The 20844-nt window shown below is 66.7% G+C and carries 21 protein-coding genes and 1 tRNA gene; 12 read left to right on the top strand and 10 right to left on the bottom strand.

Annotated elements, in window-relative coordinates; translation table 11 throughout:
* Positions 1-78 precede the first annotated feature (78 nt).
* On the bottom strand, positions 79-1476 hold the full coding sequence (locus tag BN971_RS12735) for a hypothetical protein (RefSeq protein ID WP_085182850.1): 1398 nt from the start codon (positions 1474-1476) through the stop codon (positions 79-81).
* Between the two features lie 157 nt (positions 1477-1633).
* Here BN971_RS12735 and BN971_RS12730 point away from each other — a divergent pair, with 157 nt between their 5' ends.
* The gene (locus BN971_RS12730) at positions 1634-2038 is read left to right on the top strand and encodes an HIT family protein (protein WP_085182660.1); all 405 of its coding nucleotides are present in this window, start codon (positions 1634-1636) and stop codon (positions 2036-2038) included.
* Here the strand turns inward: BN971_RS12730 and BN971_RS12725 are convergent.
* Positions 2026-3468: a sensor histidine kinase gene (locus BN971_RS12725; protein ID WP_085182661.1), complete on the bottom strand. Its 1443-nt coding sequence runs from the start codon at positions 3466-3468 to the stop codon at positions 2026-2028. The two genes, BN971_RS12730 and BN971_RS12725, sit on opposite strands and share 13 nt — an antisense overlap.
* Before the next feature lie 41 nt (positions 3469-3509).
* Complete coding sequence (locus BN971_RS12720; RefSeq protein WP_085182662.1) at positions 3510-4232, bottom strand: response regulator transcription factor; 723 nt, start codon at positions 4230-4232, stop codon at positions 3510-3512.
* Positions 4233-4382: 150 nt separating this feature from the next.
* Here BN971_RS12720 and BN971_RS12715 point away from each other — a divergent pair, with 150 nt between their 5' ends.
* Positions 4383-5102, top strand: a complete 720-nt coding sequence (locus BN971_RS12715) for a hypothetical protein (protein WP_085182663.1) — start codon at positions 4383-4385, stop codon at positions 5100-5102.
* Between the two features lie 27 nt (positions 5103-5129).
* Positions 5130-5201, top strand: a tRNA-Thr gene (locus BN971_RS12710).
* A gap of 2 nt (positions 5202-5203) precedes the next feature.
* Here the strand turns inward: BN971_RS12710 and BN971_RS12705 are convergent.
* The gene (locus tag BN971_RS12705; RefSeq protein ID WP_085182664.1) at positions 5204-6370 is read right to left on the bottom strand and encodes a tyrosine-type recombinase/integrase; all 1167 of its coding nucleotides are present in this window, start codon (positions 6368-6370) and stop codon (positions 5204-5206) included.
* Positions 6357-7070 carry a helix-turn-helix domain-containing protein gene (locus BN971_RS24640; protein ID WP_139027100.1) on the bottom strand — a complete coding sequence of 238 codons (714 nt, stop codon included), beginning with the start codon at positions 7068-7070 and terminating at the stop codon, positions 6357-6359. The genes BN971_RS12705 and BN971_RS24640 overlap by 14 nt, the downstream gene beginning before the upstream one ends.
* A gap of 105 nt (positions 7071-7175) precedes the next feature.
* On the opposite strand from BN971_RS24640, the gene BN971_RS12700 reads away from it, so the two are divergent.
* The 5 genes from BN971_RS12700 (at position 7176) to BN971_RS12680 (ending at position 11820) form a co-directional block, all read left to right on the top strand.
* Positions 7176-7400: a helix-turn-helix transcriptional regulator gene (locus tag BN971_RS12700; RefSeq protein WP_085182665.1), complete on the top strand. Its 225-nt coding sequence runs from the start codon at positions 7176-7178 to the stop codon at positions 7398-7400.
* 151 nt (positions 7401-7551) lie between these two features.
* A complete protein-coding gene (locus BN971_RS12695) occupies positions 7552-9666 on the top strand; it encodes an AAA family ATPase (protein WP_245837003.1) in 2115 nt (704 codons plus the stop codon).
* Between the two features lie 391 nt (positions 9667-10057).
* Positions 10058-10204, top strand: coding sequence for a hypothetical protein (locus BN971_RS12690; RefSeq protein ID WP_169718641.1), 147 nt, complete (start codon positions 10058-10060; stop codon positions 10202-10204).
* Positions 10205-10234: 30 nt separating this feature from the next.
* Complete coding sequence (locus BN971_RS12685; RefSeq protein ID WP_085182668.1) at positions 10235-10921, top strand: recombinase family protein; 687 nt, start codon at positions 10235-10237, stop codon at positions 10919-10921.
* A 323-nt stretch (positions 10922-11244) separates the two neighbouring features.
* Complete coding sequence (locus BN971_RS12680) at positions 11245-11820, top strand: DUF732 domain-containing protein (protein ID WP_085182669.1); 576 nt, start codon at positions 11245-11247, stop codon at positions 11818-11820.
* 319 nt (positions 11821-12139) lie between these two features.
* Here BN971_RS12680 and BN971_RS26660 read toward each other — a convergent pair whose 3' ends face one another.
* Together BN971_RS26660 and BN971_RS12670 are read right to left on the bottom strand one after the other, a co-directional pair.
* A complete protein-coding gene (locus BN971_RS26660; RefSeq protein WP_372511844.1) occupies positions 12140-12946 on the bottom strand; it encodes a PE domain-containing protein in 807 nt (268 codons plus the stop codon).
* Between the two features lie 3 nt (positions 12947-12949).
* Entirely contained in the window at positions 12950-13237 is a 288-nt protein-coding gene (locus BN971_RS12670) for a CDGP domain-containing protein (RefSeq protein WP_085182851.1), read from the bottom strand.
* A gap of 126 nt (positions 13238-13363) precedes the next feature.
* Here BN971_RS12670 and BN971_RS12665 point away from each other — a divergent pair, with 126 nt between their 5' ends.
* On the top strand, positions 13364-14545 hold the full coding sequence (locus BN971_RS12665) for an AI-2E family transporter (protein WP_245837004.1): 1182 nt from the start codon (positions 13364-13366) through the stop codon (positions 14543-14545).
* Positions 14546-14559: 14 nt separating this feature from the next.
* Here the strand turns inward: BN971_RS12665 and BN971_RS12660 are convergent, their stop codons facing one another.
* Positions 14560-15222: a TetR/AcrR family transcriptional regulator gene (locus BN971_RS12660; protein ID WP_085182671.1), complete on the bottom strand. Its 663-nt coding sequence runs from the start codon at positions 15220-15222 to the stop codon at positions 14560-14562.
* A gap of 104 nt (positions 15223-15326) precedes the next feature.
* Between BN971_RS12660 and BN971_RS12655 the strand changes: the two genes are divergently transcribed.
* Genes BN971_RS12655 through mhpA form a run of 3 tightly spaced genes read left to right on the top strand, consistent with a single transcriptional unit; the run spans position 15327 to position 18969 of the window.
* Entirely contained in the window at positions 15327-16499 is a 1173-nt protein-coding gene (locus tag BN971_RS12655; RefSeq protein WP_090350144.1) for a VOC family protein, read from the top strand.
* A complete protein-coding gene (locus BN971_RS12650; protein ID WP_085182673.1) occupies positions 16496-17434 on the top strand; it encodes a fumarylacetoacetate hydrolase family protein in 939 nt (312 codons plus the stop codon). The genes BN971_RS12655 and BN971_RS12650 overlap by 4 nt, the downstream gene beginning before the upstream one ends.
* Positions 17431-18969 (top strand): bifunctional 3-(3-hydroxy-phenyl)propionate/3-hydroxycinnamic acid hydroxylase MhpA, encoded by a 1539-nt coding sequence (gene mhpA, locus BN971_RS12645; RefSeq protein WP_245837005.1) that lies wholly within the window; start codon positions 17431-17433, stop codon positions 18967-18969. Before BN971_RS12650 ends, mhpA begins: the two co-directional genes overlap by 4 nt.
* Before the next feature lie 9 nt (positions 18970-18978).
* On the opposite strand, the gene BN971_RS12640 is transcribed toward mhpA, so the two are convergent.
* Positions 18979-19980, bottom strand: a complete 1002-nt coding sequence (locus BN971_RS12640; RefSeq protein ID WP_085182675.1) for a VOC family protein — start codon at positions 19978-19980, stop codon at positions 18979-18981.
* Between the two features lie 18 nt (positions 19981-19998).
* Entirely contained in the window at positions 19999-20844 is an 846-nt protein-coding gene (locus BN971_RS12635) for an alpha/beta fold hydrolase (protein WP_085182676.1), read from the bottom strand.

The following is a 20844-nucleotide window of genomic DNA, read 5'->3' as shown; positions in this document are numbered from 1 at the left end:
TGGGCACAAAGAGTGCCTCCTCCTTCCGGCGACGGGTGTGACGGATGTGACTCGGTCGCCAACCCGGCCTGGCACCCATCAACCGATGCGGCCCAGCCCGGTGATGTTGCCCTGCATGATCCGGTGGTGCATGAGCACCATGGTGGGGGTCTCGATCGGATCGCTGAGGATGGTGGCCGACTTCGGTTGCTGCCACAGCAGTTTCCCGCTGCCGGCGTCGACCACCGCATAGGCGAAGGCGTCGAGCGGCGTCGTCTGGTCGCATCCGATCCGGGTGATGGTGTAGATCAGGCCGTCGGCGGTGGACAAGTGGGGCAGCGCCGCGCTGCGAACCTTGTTCTCCCACACGGTGTGACAGCCGGGGTTGTCGACGTCCACCCGGGTCATTCCGCCGACGAACGGTGCGGTCGGGGGAACCGCCGGCGGCGCGCCCGCGGGTACCGCCGGATAGGGATAGCCGTAGGTGCTGGCCACGAAGACCGAGTTGCCGACCCCTATGGGCGCGTTCTCGCTGCCCGGTCCACCCAGCGTGAAAACTGTTTGTTGACAGACCAATTGGCCGGTCCCCGACCGATAGACCAACGCATGCACCTGGGGGCTGGCGTTGTCCACGATGGTCAAGTAGTCGGCCCCCGTGACGGGCCCGAAGTACACCGGGGTCGATCCGGTGCCCCAGCTCAGTTGCCCCGGTTTGCGCGCGGGCCCACGGTCATAGGCTACGCGCCAGAGGATTTGCGGATTCCCTACGTTGTCGAGGCCCAGTTCGTAGACGGCGAACGTCGTGGCGACCGCGACACGTCCGCTGGGCGCCGACGAGATGCTGTTGGCGACCTGTTCACCCGACGGCAGCTGCACGCCGGTGACCACCCCGCCGGCACGGACCGCGCCCACCACGCCGTTGCCGCTGGCGAACCACACGTTGCCCGCATAGTCGGGCACCAGGCCGACGGAGCTGTCTCCGGCGGGGATCACGCCGGACAGGTCGGTGGATTCGGTGACGAACAGCTTCCAACAGCCCAGCGGGCCCTCCCTGTCTTTGGCGTGGGCGATGCGCAGCAGGCGGTTGTTGCCGTCGATCATCACCACCTGGTTGTTGTTGTCCAGGTAGGCGTAGACGCCGCCGAGCAGCCCGCCCTTGACGACCTTCAGGCTGGCCAACGGCAGCACCCGCGGCAGCAGGCCGCCGGGGTCGAGCAAGAAGATGGTGGGCGTCTGGTCGAGGTCGGCGGTGCACAGAGCCAGCACCAGGCCGTCGGTGCCCTGCATGATCGTCGGGCAGGCCGCCAGCAGCGGATACCCGAACACCGCGGTCAGATGAGCCCCGGGCCCGGGCAGGGGGCCGGCGTCCGAGGATCCGGCGTCATTGTGCAACGACGCCAGGCCCCCCGGCGCCATGAACGGATTGGGCGCCGCCAACGGCCCCCACGCCGAGGCCGCGTGCGCGGTGCACGGGACCACCGACGGCAAGAGGGCCATGGCGCAGACGGCCAAGAACGCCACGGCGATTCGCAGCACGCGCGCCCCCTCCCGAGGTGGGTCACAGTGATTTTCCGGAGGTCGAAGAACGACGGCGCAACGGTGCGCTAACGATTTCGCTTCGAGGCGGCGCGGCGGCGCGCCCTATGCTGGGCCCATGGCGTCGATCTTCACCAAGATCATCAACCGTGAACTTCCCGGCCGCTTCGTCTACGAGGACGACGACGTCGTCGCGTTCCTGACGATCGAGCCCATGACGCAAGGCCACACGCTGGTGGTGCCGCGCGCCGAGATCGATCAGTGGCAGGACGTCGACGGCACGGCGTTCGCTCGCGTCATGAGCGTCAGCCAGCTGATCGGCAAGGCCGTGTGCAAGGCCTTCCGAACCGAGCGCGCCGGGCTGATCATCGCGGGCCTGGAGGTGCCCCACCTGCACGTCCATGTGTTTCCCGCCCGCAATCTCAGCGACTTCGGGTTCGCCAACGTCGACCGCAATCCGTCAGCGGAATCGCTCGACCAGGCGCAGGCCCGGATCAAGGCCGCGCTCGATCAGTTGGCGTGAACCGGCTCCGGCGAGGGCACGTCGCTGACGCGCGGCATCGTGACACGGAAGCAACACCCTTGGCCGGGCGCGGTTTTCAGGTCCACCACGCCGCCGTGGGCGTGGACCAGGGAGTCGACGATGGAGAGCCCGAGGCCGGTGCCGCCGCTCGTGCGCGCCCGGGACGAGTCGGTGCGGTAGAAGCGCTCGAACACCCGCGACGCGTCCTGTTCGCTCATGCCGGGGCCCATGTCCGCCACCTCGAGCACGGCGTCGGCACCTTCAGTACCCACCCGGACGACGACGTCGGCGCTCGCCGGGGTGTGCTGCAAAGCGTTCGCGACGAGGTTGCTCAGCACCTGACGAATCCGGGGTTCGTCGCCGACGACCTCCGGTGTCCCGGGGCCGTCGAAGACCTCCAGGGTGATGCTGCGCGTCGGGTCGATCGCCTGCGCGTCGTGCACGGCGTCGCTGGCCAGCGCGAGCAGGTCCACCCGGTGGTGTTCCAGGGGTCGCTGCACGTCCAGCCGGGCCAGCAGCAGCAAGTCGTCGACCAGCAGACCCATCCGGCTGGCTTCGTTTTCGATCCGGGACAGCAGCATCGACACGTCGCGGGCCGCGCCTTGCCGATACAGCTCCGCGAAGCCACGGATGGTCGTCAGCGGGGTGCGCAGCTCGTGGCTGGCGTCGGTGATGAACCGCCGCATCCGCTCCTCGGAACCGCGCGCCGTCGCCGCCGACGACTCCGAGGACGCCAACGCCTGCTGAATCTGGGCGAGCATGCCGTTGAGCGCGGCGGAGAGCCGGCCGACCTCGGTCCGGGGGTCGCGTTCCGGGACGCGGCGGTCCAGCTGCCCGGCGGCGATCGCCGCCGCCGTCTGCTCGACCTCCGTCAGGGGACGCAGGCTGCGGTGCACCACCGCGAATCCAGCGAGCCCCACCACCATGAGGACCGCCACGCCGATGCCGATCTGCAGCCAGACCAGGGAGCTGACGGTGTGCTGCACGTCGGAGAGGTCGATCGCGACCGTCGTCAGGCCGTTGGGGCCGCGCACCGACACCGCCCGCCACTGGATGTCGGAACCGTTGACCGATGGCAACGTGGTCGGAGTGGGGCCGACGTCGCTGTTGGGTGGGAGCGCCGGCTCGGCGTTGCGGTCGTTGATGGCGGTGAACGGGGTGCCGTCAGCGCCGACGCCGCGCACGTAGAACTTCGACGGTGGCCGGCCGGGGTCGGGGCTTTCGTACGGCGGCGGGGACTGCCGGCGCGGCGCCTGCGCCCAGCCTCGGGACGCCTCCAGCAGGGTCTGGTCGACGCGGTTGACCAGGCTGTGCCGCAGGATCGACGTGACCGCCAGGCCCGACACCGCCAGGCCGCACGCCACCAAGATCAGGGTGGCGGCGACCAGACCCACCCGTAGCGGTATTCCGCGTCGAACCTTGTTGGCCATGAACCTGCTTCTTCGTCAGTGCCGGCTACGTCGCGCCGGGCTCAGCGAGGCTCCCGCAGCACATAGCCGACCCCGCGCAACGTGTGCAGCAGCCGCTTCTCCCCCGTGTCGATCTTGCGGCGCAGGTAGGAGACATAGGACTCGACCACATTGACGTCACCTCCGAAGTCGTATCGCCAGACGTGGTCGAGGATCTTCGGTTTGCTCAACACAGTGCCAGCGTTGATCACAAAGTAGCGCAGCAGCGTGAACTCCGTCGGCGAGAGCGAAACGGGTTCGCCGGCCTTCCATACCTCGTGAGTCTCTTCGTCGAGTTCGATGTCGGCGAACTTCAGGCGGGCGCTGCGCTGGTCGGCGCCGCCCTTGCCGGCACGCCGGAGGATGACCCGCAGGCGGGCAACGACCTCCTCGAGGCTAAACGGCTTCGTCACGTAGTCGTCGCCGCCCAGGGTCAGGCCGGCGATCTTGTCCTGCAACGAGTCTCGAGCCGTGAGGAACAACGCCGGGGCGTCGATGCCATCGGCCCGCAGCCGCCGCAGTACGCCGAAGCCGTCCATGCCGGGCATCATCACGTCGAGGATGACGGCGTCGGGGCGCGCCTCGCGCGCGCGATCCAGGGCCTGCGCGCCGTTGGTCGCGGTGGCGACCTCGAAGCCCTGGAACTTCAGGCTGACCGACAACAGTTCAACGATGTTGGCCTCGTCGTCGACGACGAGCACGCGGGCCTCCGGTTGGTTCGACTCGGTTGATGTCATCGCCGTCATCGGATCTGTCCTTGCTTGTGCATTAGCTTGACGTTCATTGCATATTTTCTGTGAGCCTGGTGCCAGCCTACTGCTAACAGTCTGCCAGGAATCATCGCATCTGCTCAGAGATTCGGGGTGCAGGGGCGCGCCGCTGCATAGACTCGGGGAATGAACCTCGCCCAGAGCATCGTCAACGCGGCGACCGCGCCCGCTCGGGTGGGACTGGCCGCGGCGGACGCGAGCCTGAACGTCGCCAGCGCGGCAGTCGGTCTGGCGAAGCGGACGCTCGGTGATGGCGGTGGAACGAGCGCCATGACGTCCATGCTGGGCATCGACGACGCGATCGTTCGCGCCAACCGGCTGGCCAAACTGCTCGACGACGACGCGCCGCTGGGGCGGGCGGTGGCGCCCGACGGCCCCATCGACCGGTTGCTGCGTCCGGGCGGCGTGGTGGACCTGCTGACGTCGGAGGGCGGGCTGCTCGATCGGCTCACCGCGGAGGGCGGTGGCCTGCACCGCGCGCTGCAGCCGGGCGGTTTGGCCGATCAGTTGCTGGCCGAAGAGGGCTTGATCGAGCGGATGCTGGGCGAGGACGGGCTGGCCGACCGGTTGCTGAGCGAGGGTGGGCTGGTCGACAAGCTGACGGCCAAGAACGGGCCGCTGGAGCAGCTCGCCGACGTCGCCGACACCCTGGCCCGGCTCACCCCGGGCATGGAGGCCCTCGAGCCGGCCATCGCGACTTTGCAGGACGCCGTCATCGCGCTCACGATGGTGGTCAACCCGCTGAGCAACATCGCCGAGCGCATCCCGCTGCCCGGCCTGCGCACCGGACGGCGGCCGACCTCACGGCCGGTGCGCTCGCGGCGCATCATCGACAGCGACGAGTGACCCATTAGGCTTGGACGCGGTTAATCCGCCTCCTTAGCTCAGTGGTAGAGCACTCGCCTTGTAAGCGAAAGGTCGTCAGTTCAATCCTGACAGGGGGCTCCTCACGCTGTGGAGGCATCAGCGCAGCTAGATGGCTGTTTTCGTGTTTGCTGGATCGGTGTATCGGCCCCTCGTGCCCACATTTTGCCCACAGTTTCAGATAACTTGTCGGCAACTGAGGTGAGGTCATCATCGAAAAGATCGGCGTAGACATCGAGCGTCATCGCGGCCGAGGCGTGGCCGAGCATTCGCTGAACTACCTTGACGTTGGCCCCCGACGAGATGGCTAACGAGGCCGCGGTGTGCCGCAGCGCGTGCGCCGTGATCCGAGGAAACCGCTTGTCGGCCTTCTGGCAGCGGCGCACCGCGCCGGCCAGCCAGGAATCGTGAGCAGACGGGGGCGCGAGGTAGCCACCCGAACGCGACGGCCAGATCAGCTCGTCAAGTTCCTTGCCCTCACACGTCCTCGCGAGCTCGTCGACCACGAACGCGGCCAATGCGACTGTGCGGCTCTTGCCGGATTTGAGTGTGCCCACAGTTGTACGACGGTTGATAGTCACGGCATTGCGGTGCAGCACCACGCGGCGCTTCAGGAAGTCGATATCACCCACCACCAGAGCGGCGGCCTCACCCCAGCGCAGACCGACCGTGCCGAGCAGCAAGACCAGTGAGCAGTAGCGGCCCGCTTCATCGGCCAGGCGCCCGAGCTGCTGTGCGGTCAGGTAAACGTTCTTTCGTTTCGTCCGCGGCGGCAACTTGACCCCACGGGCCGGGTTCGCCGCGATGCGGCGATCGCGCGCCGCGTCGTCAAGGATGCGCGCCAGCACCGAATACGCGGTGTGAACGATGACCGGGCCTCGTTTGGCGGCCAGCTCAGCTACCCACGCTTGCACATCGGAGAATCTGACATCGGCGACACGAACAGCGGACCACTTCGGCTTGACGTGGACCCTCCATGCGCTCTCATACGAGCGGAAACCGGACGGCTTCATGTGCCCTTGCTGGCGTTTGAGCCACAGCGGACCCAACTCACCCACCGTGATCCGACCCAGCGTCGGCGCGACGTACTCGCCGCGCATTTTGGTTACCTCAACGCCATTGGCGAACGCCTCGGCGTCGCGTTTGGTCTTGAAGCCGCGCTTATCAGTCTGACCGCGATCAGGTGTGCGGTAGCGGACACGGTAAAATGTTGCACCGCTTGATGTTTGGTATTTGCTAATCGTTGCCATCGGCCAAGGCTTTCTCGAGTTCCGTGCGCAGCTCGCGGGAGATGCGGCCCTTCTTCTGCTGATTGGCGTCGGGGCCGGCTCGGTGGTCACGCACTTCGCTAAAAGTGCCATTCCACAACCGATATGAGATGTCCGCGAGCCTCTCCCGGCTGATTCCGAGCCGTTGCGCTAAGCGATGCTCAGTCAAACCCGAGCGCTCAGCCACATCGAGCTTCCCTACCTCGGCCAACTGGGTTGCCGCTTGTCTGACCAGTGCTGCTGTGCGCGTAGCACGGCGTTCTAGAACGCCGGACTCGATTTCTTGAGTGGGCCATACGTTTTGCCAATAGTCATCAGCCGGAGGCCACGTGCTAGCTCGGCCGCGGCAGACATCGGCCACCCATCCGGTTGGAACGGTGTCGAGGGTGTCGGTCAGAGCGACGAACCCATAACCGGCCACCAGGTCAGCAAGGGTTACGCCCTGACCGCCATTTCGGTCTTGAGTGGCCATCTGGAGTGCGATGGTCACCGCGAGCACAGTCGCGAATGTGGGCGCCGAGCGGCCCGCCTCGAAATTGCCGGCTTTCGCTGCGTTCCAGTGCAACCCGACAGAGCGCGCGTACCGTGCTAGCTCATCTTGTGTGATGCCGATATCTGAGCGGATGCGCTTGCAGTTTCTGCCAACGACTACCGCGAGCGGCGCGAACGGCTGTGATGACACGTGATCTAGAGTAACCGATATCCGTAGTGCTTGACAACATAATCGCACCGGTGTCATTCTGACCTCACGCACTCTCATTATGGATTGCATGAGAAGGGATACAGGATGACCGCCATCCCCGCCGACATTGACACCGCGACAGCTGCCGAGGTCGCGCCTGTGTTGGACACCAGCGAGGCCGGACTTGCACAGATGCGCTACCGGGGTACCGGGCCGCGTTTCGTGAAACGAGGTCGTCGGGTGCTCTATCGCTGGAGCGACGTGCGCGACTACCTCGACGCGAACACCGTTAAGCGGACCGACGACCCGCGAGGCGCCGGTGTGGCATGACATGGGAACGGCAGGCTGTTAACTGGCTCGATGCTGCATGGCTGGCTGTGTGGCGCGTGTTGATACCGCCGCGCTTGCGGTCGGGATTGCGCTACCGCGGTCAGGAGCGAGTCGCGCTGTGGCTGGACCGCTGGTGCGGGGAGGACACTCCGTGACCGCGTTCGAGCTACTGACGTCCACACTTAGGGATGCCGGGAAAACCGTGCAGCTTCAGGGGGATAAGGCGGCCTGCCAATGCCCGGCTCACGACGACAACCGGGCATCGCTTTCGGTCGGGCCCCGCAGAGACGGCAAGGGCGTGGTGCTGCACTGCCACGCCGGTTGCGATCTTGCTGCGGTGCTGGGCGCGCTAGAGCTCGGTGCACGTGACCTGTTCGACGACGGTCCCATGCGTGCGGCTTACTCCGAGCGCAACACCTACGTCTACCCCGACGGCCGCAAGGTGTATCGCAAACCAGGAAAGAGATTCCACCAGGGCGGTAACACCAAGGGCACGAGCTTGTTTCACGCCGAGCGCATCACCTCTCACACTACGACCGTCTACGTCGTCGAAGGCGAAAAAGACGTGTTGGCGGCCGAAGGTGTTGGCGCGGTTGCAGTGTGCCCGCCGCAAGGTGCCGGGCAGAAGCTTGACCGTTACGACTGGACCCCGCTGCACAAAAAGCACGTGACCGTCGTAGCTGACAAGGACGAGCCTGGCGACAAGCATGGCCGCCAGGTCGCCGAGTTGCTTCACGGCAACGCGGCGTCGGTGCAGATCATGCAAGCCGCCTGCGGTAAGGACTTAGCGGACCACATCGCCGCCGGTCGGAATCTAGCGGAACTAATTGCGCCGCCGAGTGAGTCGGTATCCGCCGTCAATGGCGCGGTGCAGTCGCAACCACGCGAGGGTGAGCCGGAAGCCGGCGCCGGCGTCATGGATATGCCGCGGCTATGGAAGGCAACGGAGCTTCGAGGCGCCCAGCAACCGCGCTGGCTGGCTAAAGGCCGCTTGCCATACTGCGCTGTCAGTCTGTTGATCGGCGACGAAGGTATCGGGAAGTCACTGTTCTGGGTTTGGATAACCGCGGCGGTCACCACTGGCAAACCGCTGCCCGAGTTCGGTATTCCCGCCCGGCCCGCGTCCGACGTAATCGTTGTGTGCACCGAGGATGATTGGGCTGAGACCGTGCGACCGCGCCTTGAGGTCGCTGACGTCGACATGAACATGGTGCGGGTGATTTGCACCGAGCAGGATGGCAGCGGTGCGCCGGTTTTTCCGCGCGACCTGTTCCTCATCCGCGAAGCGGACCCGGTGCCTGCGCTCATCGTGGTAGATGCCTGGCTGGACACGGTATCGCCGGGCCTGTCGGTACGTGACCCGCAACAGGCCCGCCAAGCGCTGCACCCGTGGAAGGAGATTGCCACCGCGACCGGCGCCGCCGTACTGCTGCTGACACACACCAACCGCGTTGCCTCTCCGAATGCCCGCGACCGCTACGGCGCAAGCTACGCACTGCGACAGAAAGCACGACTGACCCTCTACGCCCAACAGGACGACGAAGGTCTATTGCTCATCGGCCCCGAGAAGGCCAACAGCACGGCCGCGGTGGCCGCGAGCCGGTTCGCCATCACCGGCAAGCCGTTCTTTCCCGCGGCCGAGGAACACGACGGTACTGTGCCGCTGCTGTCCTACATCGGCGAGTCAGACCGGACGGCCCGCGAGCATGTCGCCGCCAGCGTCGAAGAAGGAGCCGACGAACCGGGCGGCAATCCAGCAAAGACGTTCATCTACCAATACCTGATCGGCCATAGCGGTGAGGCCCCGGCCGTGGACGTCCTCAAAGAAGGCCGCAAGGCCGGATTCGGGGAGCAAGAACTGAAGGACGCCCGCCGCCGGCACCGTGCTCCGCGCATCGTCAGCCGTAAGGCCAGCATGGGTGAGGGGTGGGTGTGGGCAATCGCCTACGAAGGTGGCGAACAGCCCCGAGATGACCCCGAAGGTGGCGAAGATGGCACGAAGGTAGACACGCCATCTACGTTGCCACCTTCGCCACCTTCGGCAGACTTGCCACCTTCGGCGGGTCCCGCCAACGGTGCGTCGAGTCACCCGCGCGGCCATGCCCCAAGGGCACGGGAAACCTTCGACGGGCCGGATAACGGACCTGTCGACGAGATGGTGCGGGCAGGGGGGATACCGCGCCGGGTGGGTTGCCTCTGCCAGCACAAACCCAATGCCTGCCACTGGTGCCGCCAGGCCGCCCGGCATACGAACGAGCCCTTGTGAACGGGTCTCCTGTGGACTGCCGTGTGTGTGGCGTACACCTGCTCGATACCACCGACACGGCGGGGATTTGTAGTCGCTGCTCGCCGGTGATCGACCCTCACGCCGCCTACCGCGCCGGGCTCTGTGTCGATTGCCGCCGAGTCCGCTACTCGCCGGGCAGGCCGCGCTGCAATGACTGCCATTTCGAGCTGGTGCGGCTACGCGCCGACGGACTCGCCACATGACGGCAGCCGACGTCTCGCGCCACCGCTGCGAGCTGTGCGGAGCAAACCCCGGCAGCGCGTGCGTCAACACGATCAGGCAAAGGGCACCATTGCCGGATAGGAGTGTTCACTACGCCCGAGCAGCCGCCATGAAGGGAATCGACGTGACCGGGATTAGCCGTGCATCGGTGGCAGAGACCGTTTCACAGTTGCGGGCGATCCTGGCCGCTGTCGACGCCGGGGATCTGGAGGCCAGTGCGGCCGAGCGGGCGAGGATTGAGGGTGCGGTGCTGGCGTTGGACGTGTTGGCCGGATCACCCAAGAACACTCTTTAACCTAAATGGTCGTTTGTGTTAAAATAGGGTATGTCCACGAGCCGCACCCGCCGCCGCAACACCACCCCTGCCGCCGGAACCGCCGTCGCCTACCTGCGTGTGTCCACCGAAGAACAGGCCGCCAGCGGTGCCGGTATCGACGCGCAGCGCGCGGCCATTACCGCCGAAGCTGACCGGCGCGGGCTGGCGGTCACCGCCTGGCATGTCGACGAAGGCGTGAGCGGCGCCAAGGCCGTCGATGCGCGAGCCGCCCTGTCTGCTGCGATCGAAGATGTGGAGACCGGACGCGCGGCGGTTCTGCTGGTCGCCAAGTCCGACCGCCTGGCCCGCAATCTGCGCTCGCTGCTCGACATCATCGACCGCGCCGAGCGGGCCGGCGGCGCTGTCGTCGCCGTTGACGGCACAGTGGACACCAGCACCGCAGCGGGCCGGTTCACCACACAAATCATGGGCGGTGTCGCCGAGCTTGAGCGATCCCTCATCAGCGACCGCACCAAGGCGGCACTCGCCGCACGCAAGGCCGCCGGTGTACGCCTGGGCCGCCCTGTTTCCGTCGCTCCCACGATCGCAGACCGCATCGTCGCCGAGCGCAACGATGGTGCGACCTGGCAGGCCATAGCCGACCGGCTCAACGATGACGGCACCCAGACCGGCCAGGGCGGCGCGAAATGGTTCCCTAACACCGTCGCACGCATTTACAAACGAGTCGCCGCCTAACGAACTCACCGCGAGCTTCGCCGCAGCGACTCCGAGTGGGAGGATCACCCCCCGCTCAAGCTGCTCGCCGCGTATCGACCAGCTCAGGGAGGGAAAAGAGTGACGGACAGGCGGTCGCGCGGGTACCCCACCCCCCCGATTTTTTACTAAGGCGCCCCGGGGCTTAAGCAACACGGGCGGCCGTCGTGACTTTTTCACACACGAGGCTCAAGAAGCCCGGCCGTCAACCGTTCAAAGGCAAAATAACGCTATCAACGGGTTAACACGCCCTGTGGCACAGCCTGCGAAAAGAGGTGCATTGCGCAGGGCTACCCTCTGACCACATGGACATCGAAGATGACCGCCCGGATGAGACGGCGGCAGGATGTGCACCCAGCGACGAGACAATAGTCGTTCCGGATATCCCCGCGACGGAAGCCCCGAAACTGGCGTGGTCGGTCGGTGACGATAGTCCCACACTCAAGATTCGGCGTCCGTTGCCGCGCAGCTTGCAGATACTGCTAGCCGTTGTGGCAGTGGGCATCGTGGCAGTTTCTGCGTTCATAGCCGGCGCGCAGTATTTCACCGGGCGGACGCCGGTGGAATCTAAGAGACCAGCAGCTACCCCGCCATCACCAGTTAGCGTTTCGGTTTCAACAAGGCCAAATGGCTACATCGACGACCAGGACCGTGTTTTCCTATCCACTCTCAGTCGTGATGATTGGTTTTCCTCCGTACCCCGCGATGAGCTCATCGACAGCGCACATATCTACTGCACCAAGGCGAATCAAGGCCAACAGTCGAAAGCAGAGGCCGCCAATCGCCTCTTGAAGCTGGGCATGTCGCTTGAGCATGCCACCAACTTCATGTACGCCGCGACGGTGGCTTATTGCCCGAATCAATTGAGCGGCGTGCAATAAATAGAAATCTCTCGGTAACTTGGGAGCCAGATCGAGACGGGCCGGGGCTTCGAGGGATCAACGGCGGCGGCGCCGTAGCCGCTGGCTGACCACGGATGCGATCCGCAGGAGGTCGGCTCCAGATCGACCACGCAACGGCTGTGCCCACGCCGTGCCCACATTTTGCCCACAGTTACAGATAAATTGAGTGAACTACCGTGATGTCTTTTCGCACGTAAATCGTGGTTTGACCCCCTGAACTGACCGGCGAATACAGTTCAATCCTGACAGGGGGCTCCGACTTTTCCGGCAGCGCGTCTGCAGGGCGCCGAGGATCCGTCTAGTAGGTAAAGCTCAGCCCGCCGATACCAATCAGGTAGGAGCCGGTGAGCCCGATCCCGATGTCATGGATGCCGTAATTGGCCAGCCCAAAGTTGCTGGAGCCGGTGTTCCAGCCGCCGAAGTTGTACGTGCCCGTGTTGCCAATACCGAAGTTCCTGATGCCGGTGTTATTGAAGCCAACGTTGCTGCTGCCCTGGTTGTAGAAGCCGATATTGCCGGTGCCGGTATTGCCATAGCCGAAATTGTGGCCCGCATTCGCCGCCGGCCCCGACAGGTTCTGCAGCGGCGAGGCATTGGCGGCCTCGGCCGCGGCATACTGCCCCGCGCCGGCATTCATGAGTTGCACAAACTGGTCATGAAAACCCGCGGCCTGAGCACTGAGCGCCTGATACGCCTGCGCGTGCGCGTCGAACACCGCGGCGATGCCCGCCGACACCTCGTCGGCGCCCGCGGCCAGTACTCCGGTCGTCGGGGCCAAAGCCGCTGCGTTGGCCGTGCTGACCGTGGATCCGATACGTGCCAAATCCGAAGCGGCTGCCGTCACGAATTCCGGCACCGCGATCACAAACGACATATGGAACCTCCGGCCGGCGGATGTAATTGAGATGTCGCGCCGATCTCGACAATCCGATAGGCAGTCGGCGCTTCCCGGCAGCGTAATCCATCTTTCGTTGCCGAGAGTACGACCGCCAAAAATTGGCGTCCTCATTTGGCTGCGGGTCAGCGCGTGGTCGCTCATGCGCATGCGCTGTAGCCGAACGGCCGCGAGAAAGGCACCCGGATCGCCGAGAGCCGTCGCGGTCACGGCTCAATCGTCGATGTGCACCGGCGGGCTCGCGAAGTCGAAACCCCCGGGATTCTGGCCCGGTCCCATCAGATCGCAGCGCCGCTCGGGCACCAGGAAGGAACTCATGCCGCTCGGCATCAGGTGGGTGAACACGACGCACCGTTGCCAGGTGCCGTCGGGCTGGACGGGTCCGTCGCACTTGCTCATGTAGGACCCCCCGTACTGGCAGCCGGCGTTGGCCGGCGGCGCCGCGGCGATCAGCACTCCGGTCGACAACGCGGCGCCCAGGCCCGCGACGCAGGCGGCCATCGCCGGCCGCACCACCTTGAATCCGGTCATCGCGTCCCCCTTTGGATCGCCGCGCTTCAATCATTGCACCGCGACGCCGGCTGGCATACCGTCGCAACTCGCCCGCTGACGAACGGAGTCGGGACGTTGGATGACAAGAGCGACCGTCAGCCCGGCGGTCAGGAGCCCGCCGATCCGAAGCCTCGCCGCCGCGCGCATCGCGACAACGAGGGCGCCATCGCGGCGGCCGAACGCGCGGCAGCCCAAATGCGATCGGAGAGTGCGCCTTTCGGGGCCCGAGGTGAACGCTTCAATCGGCGTTCGCCGTTCTTCGTGGGAATGGCGGCCTCGGCGGGCGTGGCGGTCACCTACGCGGCGGTGCGCGTTCTGGGTGCGGCGGCCCCGGTCCTGGTCCTGGTCGGCGCGGCGATGTTCTTCGCGCTGGGCCTCGAGCCCGCGGTGGCGGGTCTGGTGAAACACAAAGTGCCGCGCTGGGCGGCGGTGACGCTGGTCGTCGTGGTGGTCTTCGGGGTCTTTGCGGGCGCGGTGGCCGCGGCCATCCCCCCACTGGCGCAGGAAGCGCGGCAATTCATCGAGCAGGTACCGCGCTTTCTGCAGGAGGCTCAGAACCACTCCACGGTGATCGGCGGACTCAACGAACGCTTCCACGTGCAACAACGAATCACCGACATGCTGCACACCTCGGGTGCACCGGCGGTCGGCGGCCTGCTCAGGGCCGGCGAGACCGTGTTCGGGGCGCTGTCACACGTCGGGATCGTGGCCGTGCTCACCGTCTATTTCCTGGGCGACATGCCGCGAATCCGAGCGACCATGTACCGGCTTGTGCCGAAGTCACGTCGGCCGCGAGCGATCCTCATCGGCGACGAGGTGATGGCCAAGGTGGGCGACTACGTCTTCGGCAATGTGCTGACGTCGCTGATCGCCGGGGCGGCCACGTTCGCCTGGTGCTTCTTCCTGCACGTCCCGTACGCGGTGCTGCTCGGCGTGTTCGTCGCGATCATCGATCTGTTCCCCTACGGGTCCACCGTGGGCGGGTTCGTGGTCGCCTTGGTCGCGCTGACCGTCTCGATCCCGGTCAGCATCGCCACGGTGGCCTTCTACGTCGGCTTCCGGTTGGCCGAGGACTACCTGTTGACCCCCCGGATCATCGGGCGGGCCGTGCGCGTACCGGGCGGGGTGACCGTGTTCGCCGTTCTCATCGGCGCGGCACTGCTCGGGGTGGTCGGGGCGCTGGTGGCGATACCCGTCGCCGCGGCAGTGCAGCTGCTGGTCTCCGAATTGCTCTTTCCCACCCTGGACGAGGCGTGACGCTGGCGGACCGGTCAGGCCGCCGAGTCGGGCTCCGTCAGCTCGCCGAGGTCGGGCAGCGGCCGGTCGCAGATCTCCGCGGCTTCGTCTGCGTTCACCCCGAACATCATCAGCACCGCTCGCGTGGCGCTGTCGGCCGCCGCGGCGTCGTCGCGTTCGGGATGGTCGTTCAGCAGCTGGCCGAGCCCCATGAGCGCGCCGCCCGCCAGCGACAACGCCAGCACGGGGTCGTCAACCGTGAACCGGCCGGCCCGCGCGGCGACGTCGATGTCGCGCAGGGCCCGCGGCGCCAGCCCGCGGTCGGCCGAGATCATCGTCAACCCGCTGTTGAGCAGCACCCGCGACATCTCCGGCCGCCGCCGAAACAGCCGACCGATCAGCCGGAAACTCCGGGCGAACGTCTCCGCCGGGTCCTCATCCTCGGCGGTCAGCGTGTCGAGCAAGGCGCCCAGCTGATCGAGCACCTCGTTGACCGCGGCCTGGAACAACTGGTCCTTGCTGTCGAAGTGGTTGTAGAACGAACCCATGCCGACGTCGGCCGCCTGCGTGATCTCCAGAACCGGCACGTTGAACTTCCCCGCGGCGATGAAACCCTGTGCGGCGCTGATGAGCGCCGCACGCGTGCGCATCTTGCGCCGCTCGAGCCGGTTCTCCCCCCCGCCGTTCGGGTGCGTCATGGGCAGATGCTAGCAGAGCCTCAGTTGTGAAGACTTCGTCATAACCTCTTGACTGACGGGGCAATCGTAAGTGACGATATCGTCAGTCAATCGAGGAGATCATCGTGACGGCCCACGTCGACGCCCACAAAGACGCCCACAAAGACGGCCATACAGACGCCCATACAGACCTGCACAGCGAGCAGGGCGGCCTGCGCGGCGAGCACCCCGGGCGTTCGCGCAATCCACTGATCAAGGTCCGCGACCTTGCGTGGCTGCAATTCGAGAAACCGGACCCGGTCCGCGCCGAGGCCTTCGCGCGGGCGTTCGGCTTCACCACGGTTCTGCACACCGCCGACGAGCTGCATCTGCGCGGCACCGAGGCGGGCGCACCGTGCGTGCTCGTCCGCCGCGGACCCCGGTCGCGCTTCGTGGGCCTCGCCTTTGCCGCGCAGGACACGGCCGACGTCCGGCGGCTCGCCGACGCGACGGGGCGGACGCCCCGCGCCCTGCCCGAGGCCGTCGGCGGTATCGCGGTGGACCTCACCGACCCCTCGGGGACACCGGTTCGCGTCGTCGCCGGCATGCACGAGCTGGCGGGGCTTCCCGGACAACGGCCCCACGTCTTCAACTTCGGGCACGAACTGCGCCGCGTGAACGCCACCCAGCGGCCACCGCGCGAGCCCGCGCGCGTGCAGCGGTTGGGTCACGTGGTGCTGCAGAGCACCACATATATGGAGACGCTGAACTGGTACCTCGATCACTTCGGGCTCATCGTCAGCGACTTCCTGTACTACGCCGGCCAGCGCGACCGCGGCCCCACGATGAGCTTCATTCGCTGCGACCTCGGATCCACCCCGGCCGACCACCACACGCTCGCCATGGCATTGGGGCCGTCCAACCGCTACGTGCATTCGGCGTACCAGGTGTGCGACCTGGACGCGATCGCGGCCGGGGGTGAATACCTGCGCGAGCGGGGCTACCGGCGGTCCTGGGGAATCGGGCGGCACATCCAGGGCAGTCAGATCTTCGACTATTGGCGCGACCCCGACGGGTTTCTGGTCGAGCACTTCAGCGACGGCGACATGTTCGACAACACACTGGAACCGGGTTGGGCGCCGTTCACCGCCTCGGGGCTGGCCCAGTGGGGGCCGCCGGCGACGAAAGACTTCCTCGGCATCGCTCCGGGCAAGGAAGCGGCACGCGAGGTGCGGTCGATGGTGACCGCGATCCGGAACAGCGACAACGAATTCGACATCTCCCGCATGCGCGGCCTTCTGAAAGTGGCACGGTCATGAGCATTTCCGTCTATCGCACCCCCGAGGGCTGGTGGGCCGGCACGGCCGACGACGTGGCCAGGGTCGACACCGCCGCCGCGACGACGGCGCAGCTGTTGGCCGACCGGGCGGCGATCGAGCGGGCGGCCACGAGCACCGACACCGTGGCGGTGGCAGGCCTGAAGCTGCTGGCCCCGGTGACCGCCCCGTGCCGCGTCGTCGCGCAGATGACCAACTTCGCCTCGCACGTCGAGGACACCGGCGGCAACCCGAAGACGGTGCCGCTCACGTTCTTCCGCAAGGCGTCGGGTTCCATCACCGGCCCGGTGGACGAGATCGTCAAGCCGGAGCACGTGCGCCTGCTGGACTACGAGGTGGAGATCGGCCTGGTGATCGGCCGCGAGCTGCCGGTGGGCACCGCGGTCACCGCCGCGAACCTGCCCGACTATGTCTGCGGGCTGGTCGTGACCAACGACGTGTCGGCGCGCGACGTGCAACTGACGAAAACCCAGTTCTACGAGGCGAAGTCGTATCCGACGTTCACCCCGGTCGGACCGGCGCTGGTGCTGCTCGACGCCGGGGAGCTGGGCCGGTTCGGCGACCTGCGGATGCAGCTGCGGGTCAATGGCGAACCGCGCCAAGACAGCCGGGTCGACGGCGACATGATCTACCGGCCCGTGCAGGCCCTGGCGGCGCTGGCCCGGTTCCAGACGCTCTCGGCCGGAGACCTGGTGCTCACCGGCACCCCGGTCGGCACGGCGCTGTCCGCGCCGCCCAAGGCCGTCCAAAAGATCGTCGGCCTGCTGCCCGACGACGTCAAATGGAAACTGTTCTTCGCCGGCCAGGCAAAGAATTCCAAGTACCTGCACGACGGCGACGTCGTCGAGGCCAGCGTCTTCACCGACGACGGCAAGATCAAGCTCGGGACGCAGCGCAACGTCGTGAGGTACTCGTGAGCGACATCCCGGACTTCGTTCCCGTGGTCATCGTCGGCGCGGGACCCACGGGCGTGACCGCCGCGACCAAGCTGGCCCAGTACGGCGTCGACTGCCTGGTCCTGGACCGCTGGGAGGACGTCTACCCGCAGCCGCGCGCCGTCCACCTCGATGACGAAATCTACCGATTGCTGGGCGGATTGGGGATCGCCGAGGAGTTCGCGGCGATCTCCCGGCCGGCCCGCGGGTTGCAGCTGCGGGACCGCGACATGCGGGTGATGGCGGAATTTCATCGGGAGTGCTCCGAAAGCGCCAACGGTTACCCCCAGGCCAACATGTTCGACCAGCCGGAGTTCGAGGCGCTGTTGCGGCGCAACCTGAAACACTTCCCGCACGCCGTTCTCCGCGGCAACGCCGAAGTCACCGAGGCGGTGCAGATCTGCCCCGACCGGGTGCAGGTCGCGTTCACCGACCGGGTCAGCGGCCGGGAGCACCGGTTGGAGACGAGGTACTTGCTCGGCTGCGACGGGGCCAACAGCCTTGTCCGCACCGCGATCGGCGCGCGCATGAAAGACCTCAATTTCCAACAACGTTGGCTCGTCGTCGACGTCGCGACCGTCGCCGATCTGGACCAGTGGGAGGGAGTGCACCAGGTCTGCGACCCGCATCGGGCGGCCACCTATATGCGGATCGGTGATACTCGCTACCGCTGGGAATTCCGGCTGCTGCCCGACGAAACCGCCGACGACTACGGCACCATGGCGGCGCTGTACCCGTTGATCCGGCCGTGGGTCGAGGGTGTCGAACTCGGCGAACTGGACCTCGTGCGGGTCGCCGAATACACGTTCCGCGCGCAGGTCGCCAACCACTGGCGGCGTGGCAACATGTTCATCCTCGGCGATGCCGCGCACCTGACGCCGCCGTTCATCGGCCAGGGGCTGTGCGCCGGGCTGCGTGACGCGATGAACCTCGCGTGGAAGCTCGCCGGGGTGGTCAACGGGTGGCTGCCCGAGGGTGCGCTCGACACGTACGAGCGCGAGCGCATGCGCCACGCGCGCTACATGATCCGGTTCGCGCTCGCGATGGGCGCGGCGATGACCGCGGGCGGTGAGGCCGGCAACCTCATCCGCCGGGTGCTGGTTCCGCGGCTGCACCTGATCCCGGGGGTGCGGGACAAGATCGTCGACAGCACGACACCGGCGTTGCGCAGCAGCGCCTTGGTGCAGAAGGCACGCGGCCGACGGCTGGCGGGCAGGTTGTGCCCGAATCCCATTCTGGCCAAGGACAAACGGTTCGATGAGGTGGTCGGCGCCCGGTTCGCCCTCATCACGTCCGGGTTGCTCAGCCCGTCGCAGCAGGACGAGGTGAGCCGGCGCGGCGCCCTCGTGGTGCCGGCCCATCCCGGCACGGAACTGGCTTTGTGGTTGCGGGCCGGCCGGGCCCGCGCCGCGGTGGTGCGGCCGGACCGGACGGTGATGTGCGCCGGCCGGGACGTGGGCGAGATTTGCTGCCGGATACCGGCTTTCACGCTCACGAGCGCGACGCGGGCGGGGTGATCTCGGCGGTCAATCGTCGGCGATGGGCGGGGTGCTGAGCGGCGCGACGGTGTCTTCGCGATGCAGCACCGACCGCGCCGCCACCGCGAACATCTGGAGCTTGTCGACGATCGACTGCCCTTCGGGCTTGTGTCCCCAGATGCTGATGCCCTGGTGCGTGGTGGGCGTCCAGGTGGACTCGTCGACCACGATCGGGTTCCAGCCGACCTCCCACTCGAAGCCCGAGGGGGTCAGGGCGTAGTACGACAGCTCCCTGTCGTTGGTGTGCTGCCCGACCGAGAGGGCCATGTCAAAGCCCGATTCCTTGACGCGCTGATACGACGCCACCATGTCGTCGAGCGAGCCCACCTGCACGTTCACGTGTTGCACGCGGGTGCGAATCGGGTTGACCGGCAACCGGTTCACCGACGCGATCGCCACCGAGTGGTGGCGCTCGTTGACCCGCAGGAAGCGGATCTTGAGCTTCAGGCCGTTGATCGTCTCGTCGATGAAGTCTGACAGGCGCGCGTCGAACACGTGGTTGTAGTAGCCGCGCAGCTCGTGGGGATTCTTGGTGGCGATGGCCACGTGACCGAATCCTCCGGCGCCGGTGACGAACCCGCTGCCTGGTATCTCAAGCGCGAGGGGGGCGGTGCGGGCGGTGGTGTACACCTCCTGCGCGAGGCCGTTGGGCCCGGGGAACCGCAGGAAGCGCTCGACGCCCCGGAGTTTGGCGTCGTCATCGGAGCCCTCGCCGGCCGGCACGCCGTGGTCGGTGACCCGGCGGCAGATCTCGTCGAAAGTGGCGTGGTCGTCGAGGTGCCAGCCCAGAGCGACGACGTCCTCGGCCGGCCCGCGTCGCAGCAGGAAGCGGGATTCGTTGGCGTCCAGGCGGAATCGGATGGTATCGGGCATCATCTCGTCGAGGTGCATGCCGATCGCGTCGCGCCCGAAGCGCTTCCAGTCGTCGAACTTGGTGGTTTCGATCACGGCGTAGCCCAGGTGGACGTTGCCGAACACATCAGTGGTCATGAGTCTTCCTAGAGATGGTCAGGCCGTCAGAAACGAGGTGGTGACGGCGTTGAAGAAGTCGGCGCGTTCCCACTGCACCCAGTGGCCGGTGTTGGCGGTGATGAGCACGTCGGCGTTGGGTATCCGGTTGCCGAGCATCGTTGCGCCGCTGGGCTTGTTGACCTTGTCGTCGCGTCCCCAGATGATCAGGGTCGGGGTCTTCAGATCGCCGAGCCGGCGGTCGCGGGTGAAGTCCATCCGCCACAGCGCGCCCAGCCCCGCGGGGCGTTGGAGCGGCGGGTTCGCGAGGACCTCGGGGTCGATCGAGGACGCGTAGCGCGATTCGATGAGGGCCTCCGGGACCGCGCTGCCGTCGTACACCAGGTAGGTGCGGATGAAGGCGCGCAGCTTGTCCAGGCTCGGGCCGTCGCCGCCGTAGTACGACAGCAGGCTTTTCAGGCCGGCGGTCGGCACCCCGCGGGTGGTCCCGACACCGCCGGGTCCCATCAGCACAAGTTTGTCGACCCGGTGCGGGTTGTCTAGCGCGAGCCGCAACGCGCAGGCGCCGCCGTAGGAGTTGCCCACCAGATGCGCGCGCTCGATGCCCAGCTGGTCGAGCATGCCGCCGATGTGGGTGGCCAGGTATCCGAACGGGTCGCTTCGGTCGACGCCCTTGGCGGAGCGGCCGTAGCCGGGCATGTCGGGAACGATCACCCGGAAGTTCTCGGCCAGGGCGTCGATGTTTCGCGAAAAGTTCGACACACCGGACGCGCCGGGCCCGCCGCCGTGCAGGAGGACCACCGGGGCGCCGGCGCCCGTCTCGACGAGGAAGATGTCTTTTCCGTTGACGCGCACGGTGCGCTCAGTCATGGTGTTGCTGGTCAT

This window comes from Mycobacterium bohemicum DSM 44277 (genome assembly GCF_001053185.1).
GTDB classification, from domain to species: domain Bacteria; phylum Actinomycetota; class Actinomycetes; order Mycobacteriales; family Mycobacteriaceae; genus Mycobacterium; species Mycobacterium bohemicum.
Note: the sequence above shows the minus strand (reverse complement) of the source record. Positions and strands in the feature narration are given on the sequence as shown.

What these genes read in the sequence shown, in the direction of transcription:
- BN971_RS12725 (WP_085182661.1), bottom strand. Translation starts at nt 3,468, where the DNA reads ATGGCCAACAAGGTTCGACGCGGAATACCGCTACGGGTGGGTCTGGTC.
- BN971_RS12705 (WP_085182664.1), bottom strand. Translation starts at nt 6,370, where the DNA reads ATGGCAACGATTAGCAAATACCAAACATCAAGCGGTGCAACATTTTAC.
- BN971_RS12650 (WP_085182673.1), top strand. Translation starts at nt 16,496, where the DNA reads ATGAGCATTTCCGTCTATCGCACCCCCGAGGGCTGGTGGGCCGGCACG.
- BN971_RS12715 (WP_085182663.1), top strand. Translation starts at nt 4,383, where the DNA reads ATGAACCTCGCCCAGAGCATCGTCAACGCGGCGACCGCGCCCGCTCGG.
- BN971_RS12660 (WP_085182671.1), bottom strand. Translation starts at nt 15,222, where the DNA reads ATGACGCACCCGAACGGCGGGGGGGAGAACCGGCTCGAGCGGCGCAAG.
- BN971_RS12700 (WP_085182665.1), top strand. Translation starts at nt 7,176, where the DNA reads ATGACCGCCATCCCCGCCGACATTGACACCGCGACAGCTGCCGAGGTC.
- BN971_RS12635 (WP_085182676.1), bottom strand. Translation starts at nt 20,844, where the DNA reads ATGACCAGCAACACCATGACTGAGCGCACCGTGCGCGTCAACGGAAAA.
- BN971_RS12730 (WP_085182660.1), top strand. Translation starts at nt 1,634, where the DNA reads ATGGCGTCGATCTTCACCAAGATCATCAACCGTGAACTTCCCGGCCGC.
- BN971_RS12735 (WP_085182850.1), bottom strand. Translation starts at nt 1,476, where the DNA reads ATGGCCCTCTTGCCGTCGGTGGTCCCGTGCACCGCGCACGCGGCCTCG.
- BN971_RS12685 (WP_085182668.1), top strand. Translation starts at nt 10,235, where the DNA reads ATGTCCACGAGCCGCACCCGCCGCCGCAACACCACCCCTGCCGCCGGA.
- BN971_RS12640 (WP_085182675.1), bottom strand. Translation starts at nt 19,980, where the DNA reads ATGACCACTGATGTGTTCGGCAACGTCCACCTGGGCTACGCCGTGATC.
- BN971_RS12720 (WP_085182662.1), bottom strand. Translation starts at nt 4,232, where the DNA reads ATGACGGCGATGACATCAACCGAGTCGAACCAACCGGAGGCCCGCGTG.
- BN971_RS12680 (WP_085182669.1), top strand. Translation starts at nt 11,245, where the DNA reads ATGGACATCGAAGATGACCGCCCGGATGAGACGGCGGCAGGATGTGCA.
- BN971_RS12670 (WP_085182851.1), bottom strand. Translation starts at nt 13,237, where the DNA reads ATGGCCGCCTGCGTCGCGGGCCTGGGCGCCGCGTTGTCGACCGGAGTG.